This is a genomic window from Streptococcus suis, assembly GCF_002964045.1.
Taxonomy (GTDB): Bacteria; Bacillota; Bacilli; order Lactobacillales; family Streptococcaceae; genus Streptococcus; species Streptococcus suis_U.
In genome coordinates, this window is sequence record NZ_POPB01000181.1 from 1 (window position 1) to 291 (window position 291).

Sequence of the window (291 nt, forward strand, 5' to 3'; positions counted from 1 at the left end):
CTTGTTCGAAGTATCCGTCAAGGATTGTCACCAAGTTGTTCACTTGCTCATCGAATGTTTTACCAAGAGCTTTTGGTGAAACTTGAGTTGTCAATGAGATACCGTCGTTGGCATGTTTGAAGTTGAGTTTAGAAAGAGTATTCAAGTTTTGCAACCAACCACCACGAGATTTAGAAGTTGGATTGGCACCTGGTGGGAAGAATTCCACTTTAGAAGTGTTAACAGAACCATCTTCGTTGAGGAATACACCGCGGTGAACTGGTGAGTTAGCTGTTTGTTTAGAGTAAGCAA

The 291-nt window shown here is 41.6% G+C and carries 1 protein-coding gene; it reads right to left on the minus strand.

What is annotated here, in order from left to right:
* Positions 1-291 (minus strand): glycine radical domain-containing protein (locus C1E99_RS01165; protein ID WP_330848214.1); only part of this gene is annotated, 291 nt, incomplete at both ends.